At 35.4% G+C, this 7,823-nt stretch carries 7 protein-coding genes and 1 other RNA gene; 3 read left to right on the top strand and 5 right to left on the bottom strand.

The window, feature by feature from the left end; genetic code table 11:
* Window positions 1-275, top strand: a 275-nt coding sequence (locus tag F6K54_RS35745; RefSeq protein ID WP_293088539.1) for a zinc ribbon domain-containing protein, incomplete at its 5' end; no start/stop codon positions are given.
* 241 nt (window positions 276-516) lie between these two features.
* Window positions 517-703, top strand: a non-coding RNA gene (gene ssrS, locus F6K54_RS35740) — 6S RNA.
* Window positions 704-863: 160 nt separating this feature from the next.
* Here ssrS and F6K54_RS35735 read toward each other — a convergent pair.
* The 3 genes from F6K54_RS35735 to F6K54_RS35725 form a co-directional block, all read right to left on the bottom strand.
* Window positions 864-2,288 carry a deoxyribodipyrimidine photo-lyase, 8-HDF type gene (locus tag F6K54_RS35735; RefSeq protein ID WP_293088538.1) on the bottom strand — a complete coding sequence of 475 codons (1,425 nt, stop codon included), beginning with the start codon at window positions 2,286-2,288 and terminating at the stop codon, window positions 864-866.
* A 534-nt stretch (window positions 2,289-2,822) separates the two neighbouring features.
* Complete coding sequence (locus F6K54_RS35730; protein ID WP_293088536.1) at window positions 2,823-3,002, bottom strand: hypothetical protein; 180 nt, start codon at window positions 3,000-3,002, stop codon at window positions 2,823-2,825.
* A complete protein-coding gene (locus F6K54_RS35725; protein ID WP_293088535.1) occupies window positions 2,941-3,498 on the bottom strand; it encodes an NUDIX hydrolase in 558 nt (185 codons plus the stop codon). Before F6K54_RS35725 ends, F6K54_RS35730 begins: the two co-directional genes overlap by 62 nt.
* Window positions 3,499-4,436: 938 nt before the next feature.
* Here F6K54_RS35725 and F6K54_RS35720 point away from each other — a divergent pair.
* Window positions 4,437-5,339, top strand: a complete 903-nt coding sequence (locus tag F6K54_RS35720; RefSeq protein ID WP_293088533.1) for a hypothetical protein — start codon at window positions 4,437-4,439, stop codon at window positions 5,337-5,339.
* Window positions 5,340-6,285: 946 nt separating this feature from the next.
* Here F6K54_RS35720 and F6K54_RS35715 read toward each other — a convergent pair.
* Entirely contained in the window at window positions 6,286-6,507 is a 222-nt protein-coding gene (locus F6K54_RS35715; RefSeq protein ID WP_293088532.1) for a hypothetical protein, read from the bottom strand.
* On the bottom strand, window positions 6,476-7,351 hold the full coding sequence (locus tag F6K54_RS35710; protein WP_293088530.1) for an ABC transporter permease: 876 nt from the start codon (window positions 7,349-7,351) through the stop codon (window positions 6,476-6,478). The genes F6K54_RS35715 and F6K54_RS35710 overlap by 32 nt, the downstream gene beginning before the upstream one ends.
* Between the last annotated feature and the right edge of the window lie 472 nt (window positions 7,352-7,823).

Raw genomic sequence — 7,823 nt, 5'->3', positions numbered from 1 at the left:
GTCGCGATTTCAGAGTAATTAATCGTTGGGAGCCAACCAGCCAAAAATGCAGTTGTTGTGGTTTTCGTGGAGGCAAATTAGACCTTCAAGTGCGAGAGTGGGAATGCCTTAACTGTGGTGCAAAACACGATAGAGACAAGAATGCAGCAATAAATATATTAGTCGCGGGCGGGCAGTCCGAGACAAAAAACGGACGTGGAGGCAAGCGTCAGACTACTGCCAAAGTAGCAGCAGCCCGTGAGACGTCAACCCACCGAGGAGCTACGGCTTGGTAGGAATCCCCGCGCCTTTAGGCCGGGGAGGATGTCAATTAATAGAGTTAGGACTTACGCAGATACGCTATATATAGTACTCATAACTATTGTCCAATAGTTACTGGACTATATACACAGTGTCTTTGCGTAAGTCCTGAGAGTGTCAAGGTTACAAATTCTCACTTTTGACTTTTGACTTTTGACTTTTGACTTTCCTCACAGGGGATGACATTCAAAAAATAATCGCTATAATAATATCTAGGTTCTACTGCGACGTTGGTGACTGCCAAAAATGTTTTTTTGACCTACAAATCAAAAAACATTGGGAATCTAGATGCTAGAGTGGCAGTAAACTGGGCTTGTACCCAGAAACTTTAAACTTGGGCCGAGATACCCACCTGGTATTATCCAGGTCAAAAGCTGAGGTAAGACGGCGTTGCGGTGAACTATTTTTTTTTGGAAGCAAGAAGCAAGAAGCAAGAAGCAAGAAGCAAGAAGCAAGAAGCAAGAAACAAGAAGCAAGAAGCAAGAAGCAAGAAAATTTTGATCGTAAAAGGTAACAAGTTTTGAGTTTTGTTTATCTCTACCTAACCTACAGAATCTACAAAATCAATTTTTCTGCTCCTGATAAAGTGACTTGAATAGTTGTTGTCGTTTTTTATGGTCAACAATAGGTGCAGGATAATCTACAGCTTCCCTTTCATCTGCCGGAATTTTACCAGTAACTAAATATTCCGTATCTACATTACGCAACTCTGAAACCCATTCCCGAATATATTCTGCTTCTGGATCATATTTTTGTGTCTGAGATGCAGGATTAAATATTCTCAACGGTTTTGGATCCATTCCACTCGACGCACTCCACTGCCAACCGCCATTATTTGCCGAAAGGTCTCCATCTATCAACTTCTGCATAAAATATTTCTCCCCCCACTGCCAATTAATAATCAAATCTTTTGTGAGAAAACTAGCAACTATCATTCGGCAACGGTTGTGCATCCAACCTGTTTCATTTAACTGACGCATAGCAGCATCAACAATGGGATAACCAGTTTTACCTTCACACCAGGCCAAAAAATATGCTTGATTATTCTCCCAGGGAAAATTTTTCCAATGTGGGCGATAAGGACCAGTTTCTAATTCGGGATAATGGTACATAACATATTGATAAAATTCGCGCCATGCTATTTCTTTTTGCCAAGTTTCGATATTTTCAAATGCTTCATCACTAGAACAATTTTCTATTAATTCTTGAGTTTTTGCCCAAACTGTCCGAATACCAATAGTACCAAATTTTAGGGCGGGACTGAGTAGGGATGTACCATCAATACTAGGGAAATTTCGTTGTTGTTGGTATGAATATATTGCCCCTTGGCAAAATGTTTCTAATTTTTCTAGCGCTATAGTTTCTCCGGGTTCGAGAATGAGTGGGTTTTCCCAATTAAATCCTAATTCTTTCGCAGTGGGTAAGTCAATAGTTGCTATTTTTTTTGTTTGTTGAAGTTGTTCTTCAGTTAACCCTTTGAGTAGGGGAGTATTGACTGGGTTAGATTTTTTTTTGCTGCTCCAAGTTCTCCAGAATGGGGTATAAACACTATAGGGTTTATTAGTAGAAGTAAATATTTCTTCTGGGCAATGAAGGAGTTGATCCCAAAATGTTTTTACTTGAATATTTACTGTTTCTAAATTTTCAGTAACTTGACGGTCTCGTTCCCGACTATAAGGTTCAACATCTCGATTCCAATATACTGCTTTTGCCTCTAAAAAAGTTGCTAATTTTGGTATGGCTTCGGCAGGTTTTCCTGAGAGTATTAATAGTTGACTTCCTATTTCTTGGTAGCGTTTTTGTAGATGTTGTAAACAACCAATCATATAAGTTATTCTTGCGGGGGCAATATCGTCTCGTTTGAGAATATTTTGATCAAGGCAAAATATACCTACTACTTTTTGATTTTGTTGAGATGCTTGTGTAAGTCCGATATTATCTGAAATGCGTAAATCGCGTCGATGCCAAAAGAGAATTAAGTTAGACATTTTATTGAGCAGAGGAGTGGGGGAGTGGGGGAGTAGGGGAGTAGGGGAGTGGGAAAGTAGTAAACATAAGAATAATTAATACTAACTGGCGTGCTAATTATCAAAAAGGTTCCATGAGCCTGTATTAATTACTTAATAATTGAAGTTCTCTAAGTATAGCATTAGTTTTGGTAATTGGTATTAGACAAAAATCAGGCAAAAAAATCCTTCAATCTATACAATGAGAGGCAGTTCAACAATTAATAATTAGGGCTTGCTGAAAAAGTCTTATGGGTGAAGGTAGGAGACAGGAGACAACCCACCCCTAACCCCTCCCAGGAGGGGGAGACAGGAGTTAGGGGAATTTAGAGGAGGTAGGAGTAAGAATTTTCTCAAGATGGTTCTGCCCTACTATGCACCCAAAATCCTGAATTTTTGAACCATTACCATTGAAAACCTCGCACTTTTTCCAGATCTAAAATTGCTCAAACCAATATCAGTCAATAAGCGCGATATTTAATCAGCAAACCCTAATTAATAATTAATAATTAACAATTAATAATTAATAATTACCTTTCCTTCAAAAGAAGAGGATTGACTAAAAGGAAAATTATTTCTTCCTTTTGACTTTTGACTTTTGACTTCTTCCTTCTTCCTTCTTCCTTCTTCCTTCTTACTTCTTCCTTCCTGATAAAAATGGTTTTGCCAAGAATAAACTACAGATTGACTTAGCATCAATAACTTCTCCATCAAAGATAGCCTTTTCTAATTCTTGAGGTGTCATTAAAACTGTTTCTATATCTTCATCAATATCTTGCGCTGGTGGACTTTCCAACTTTTCTAAATCTTCTGCTAAAAAAGCATAAATAAATTCATCCGAGTACCCAGGAGCAAGAGGAAATTCTCCTAACTTTTGCCATTTATGAGCGCGATAACCTGTTTCTTCTTCTATTTCTCGTTTGATAGTATCAGCAGGATTTTCATTTTCTTCTATTGTACCTGCTGGAAATTCTAAAATCCTATCTTTAATAGCAAATCGATATTGTTTTACTAAGACTAATTTTCCATCTGAAGTAACAGGAATACATAAAGCTCCACCCGGATGACGAATACATTCCCAGTCTCCTTCAACTCCATTAGGTAGACGCATATAGTTAACGTCAAAGTTAAATTTCCTGCCTTGATATTGCAGACGTTGTTTAATAATTTTGGGTGGTTGTTGATTATGCATAAAATATCATTAAAAATAAGTCTTAACTATCATATCATCTTTGTCTGAATAAAGGGTAACTGGTTAAAGTCTATCTTCTATAAAATGATAATTAGAGATACTTCTACAGCTCGATATATTGATTTTTTACCAGTCCATAAATGAATTAAAGAACACATGGAAAAGTCTCTATAGTCATCAAATATTGTCAAACAACAAAAATCGGTAGTTTTTCAGATAATACTTTTAGTTTATGCAATATAGCAGTTAAAGCAAAGGGCGCGGACATATCAAAAGCTTAAAACTCAGACAACGCCAGATTTTTCCTTGCCAGATTTTTCTTTCTTCCTTTTTCTGCTATATGCACAGAAATGTTTAGAAATAATGCGCTAATTGTTGGCATAATAATTATAAATTTTCCCTATCAAATGGTAAAGTTTGGGAATATAAGTCAAAAAATTAATATAAAATTTCATAGAGTACACTCTTGGAATATTGCTGCTAGACATTCTAGTAGTACCTCATCTTCTGCTATAGCTCCTGATAGTAAAAATAATTTTTTAGGCTTTTGGATAGTTTATTGAAGAAAGTTTTTAGTAGTAAGTTAAATTGAAAATAAGGTTGTAAGTGTTAGGTAGTAGGTATAAGGTAAAAGTAAGCATTCAGCTATTAGCTGTCAGCTAGCCTCCTGCGGAGGAACTTCGTTAACAGCAACAAGATTTTCTCCTTAAGGACAGTGCTTAAATTAACAACTGACTTTAAGAGCAAGGGAAGCAACTTCTGTAGTAAGACAATTAAATATTGCTTTTATCCTAAACTAAAAGCAATAGCTGATAGCTGAAGTCCGCAGTTCCGACCATAGGAGGCTGGCTGACTGCTGAATGCTTACAGGTAAAAAAAGTTGAGCCACCTAAAACTTAACATCTAACACCTTATATGGTGTAGCAAGAATAAAAATTATGAGAGAGTTACCTAGCAAGCAAACAAATATAATTCATAAGATAATCTGGGGCACAATTGGTGGTACTGTTTGGGGTGTTTTATTTGGTGCTACTTTGGCTGGTTTATCCATAGGAATTAATCAAAATTTAGCCACTATTGTAAGTGCATTATTAATGGGTATCTTGTGGTGTACTATTATTAGCTTAATTTGGAAGTCATTAATGGGAAAACAGGATGAATCTAGCAAAAATTATATAATATTTGGAATTATTGGTGGCTTTTTCCTGGGCAGCACTATAGGAGGATTAATTTTAGCAATATTAAATCGGGATGCTAATTTTGGTAGAGCATATATTTCAGGAGCATTTATGGGAGCAACTTTTGGTTTTGTTTGGAGTTTATTTAAACCTCCTATGTTTTTGGGAGGTGCGAGAATTTGGGGTAAGTCGGGAGCAATTTTAGGTGCAATTTGGGGTTCTTTTTTTGGCACAATTGTAGGTATAATTGCCATAGTTTGCTTACTGTTTTGGAGTCAAACAAATATTGATATTACCTCTAGTAACTTGCCTCAATTATTAATAGCTACAGTAATTTTTGGTGGTGGTAATGGTGCTATTGGTGGAGCAATATCTGGAATTATATTAGGTGGATTAATTATGGCTCCTCCTTTACCTTTAGCATTAGAATTAATTGGGATAAGAGGTGCAATTGTTGGAGCAATTTGGGGTTGTTTTTTGACGGCGATCGCTTGGGGAATTATTGGAGCTATTTTATCTAAAACTATGGGGGATGATTTCTTTTTAAGTTTAGGAATTATTCGTCAAGTTACTTTACTGAGAGGAGTAATTGTTGGTGCAGGTATTGGGTCAATTTGGGGTATAATTTCTGGGGCAGTATGGGGTGCTTTTGGTAGATGGTAATTAATTAATTAATAATTAATAATTAATAATTAATAATTAATAATTAATAATTAATAATTTGGGTTTGCTGAAAAAGTCTTATGGGTGAGGGTAGGAGTCAACTTCCAGGAGGGGAACTCAGGATAAATGGGAATTATAGAGGAGATAGTAGGAAGAATTGTCCCTTGATTTTTCTGCCCAACTCTTGACCAAAATCCGCTCATTTTTGAACCATTACCACCTAAAACCTCGCATTTTTATCAAATTGGTATAAGAAGGTTTGCCGGATTTTTTACTGTTAGTAAATAACCAATTCTTGTTTTAAATCTCATTTAAAAACGCTATAGAATAATACCAATTTGAAAAAAGAATGTTACAAATAGTTTCAAACCTTAGATATCGAATAATTTGCTGAAATTACTGAAGCATCAAAGTTTTGAGCTATAAAATCATAATGCATGACTTTTGACTTTTGAATTCCGTGAAACGGTATAAGTTATCTCTTAAAAATTTGCTATCGTAACATTTAAGATTAAACAGTCCAATTAATAGGTTTTATAGAAACTGCCATTACTACTCTTGACTTATAGAATATCTAATACCAATTTGATAAATGTTTGCTACAAATAATTTTCTAGGTGTTAGGTGGTAGGTGGTAGGTGTTAGGTACTAGGTGCTAGGTTTTAGGTTTTAGGTGGATTATTAGTTAGGGCTTGCTGAAAAAGTCTTTTTGCTAAGACAGGGAGTAGGGAGTAGTGAAGATTCAAGAGGAATCAGGGGTTGTAGAAGACATACAAAAGAAAAATTATCCCAGGCCCAAGTCTACCCTATTCTTACCCAAATACTCAATTTTTGAGCATTCTTAGGGGAAAACAGGGGTACTTTTTCACTACCTAAAAAGCCTAAAACCAATATCAGTAAAGACTTTTATATTTAATCAGCAAGCCCTAGTTATTTACTAGCCAGTTTATTTGTAACATTCTTTTTTCAATTTGGTATAAAACAACAAAATATCAATAATCAACCTTCCTTCCTCTTTCTTCTTTCTTCTTTCTTCCTTCTTCCTTCCTCTTTCTTCTTTCTTCTTTCTTCCTTCTTCTTTACTTCTTTCTTCCTTCTTCCCTCTTCCTTCTTCTTTCTTCCTTCTTCCTTCTTCATTAATTTCTAAACTTAGGATTAACAAACTCATTCAATCCTTCCCCTAATAAAGATAAACCAATTACCATTAAAGTTAAAGCACAACCGGGGAAAAAAGCAGTCCACCAAATACCTGTAGGTAAAGCATCTAAAGCTAACCTTAAATCATTTCCCCATTCGGCGGTTTCAGGAGGTAATCCTAATCCTAAAAATCCCAATCCTCCTAATACTAAAACTGCATCCGCAGCATTAAGAGTAAATAATACAGGCACACTCTGAATAACATTAAGAAATAAATAACGAGTTAATACTCTCCAAGTATTAGCACCCATGGCTTTTGCTGCTTCAATAAAAAGTTCATTTTTTACACTAACTGTATGGTTACGAACTACTCGATAATATTGTGGAATATAAGCAATACTCAGAGCGATCGCTGCATTTAATATTCCTTTTCCGACGACAAAAGCTAGGGTTATTGAAAGTAATAATCCTGGCAAAGTATAAACAGTATCCATAAAAAATATTAAAACCTTATCAATTCTACCGCCAAGATAACCGCTTACCATTCCTAGAGGTACGCCAATAATTAAACTTAATGCTGTGGCTAAAATTACAACTTGCCAAGCAACTTGTACGCCGAATAATGTTCGGGAAAATACATCATAACCTTGACGATTTGTACCAAACCAATGTTCAAAAGATGGTGATTGATGAATAGGGTTACTGAGAAATTCTTGGGGGTCTTGGAGCAAGTCGAAATTTTCTAAAAGTGGGGATAAAATAGCAATTAATATAAATAAAAATGTAATGATTAAGCCAACCCACATCATCTGCATTGAAATAGTTGGTTTACTAGACAGATTAAACATTTTAGTTGCTGAAAATCTACTTGCCATAATTCTATAATTTCTCTAGTTTCAGAAATAGTATTTTAGCAGATACAGAGCTAATATTTGAGATATGAATGGAGAATATAGGAAGGTCATTTCAGTTATTAGTTAGTCTCCTATGGTCGGAACTGCGTTAACAGTTATCAAGACCTCCTGCAATAAGGAAGCTTGACATTAAGAATATCCTATTTTTTTATCCCCTTAAAAAACGACGTAATTTCAGTTATCAGTTATCAGTACCTTTGCAATAAGGAGACAAGAAAATACGGAGTAAGCATTCAGCAGGAAATACTTACTTTTTTGTTTGCCCGAAATATGCTGTAATTATTCATTATTAATTATTAATTATTCATTATTCATTATTTCTCCAGACCCAACCATTAATAGTAAAACGACGTAATTTCAGTTATCAGTTATCAGTACCTTTGCAATAAGGAGACAAGAAAATACGGAGTAAGCATTCAGCAGGAAATACTTA

The organism is Okeania sp. SIO3B5 (assembly GCF_010692555.1).
In the GTDB taxonomy this organism is placed as follows: Bacteria; Cyanobacteriota; Cyanobacteriia; order Cyanobacteriales; family Microcoleaceae; genus Okeania.
This window is presented reverse-complemented; position numbering and strand designations above follow the sequence as displayed.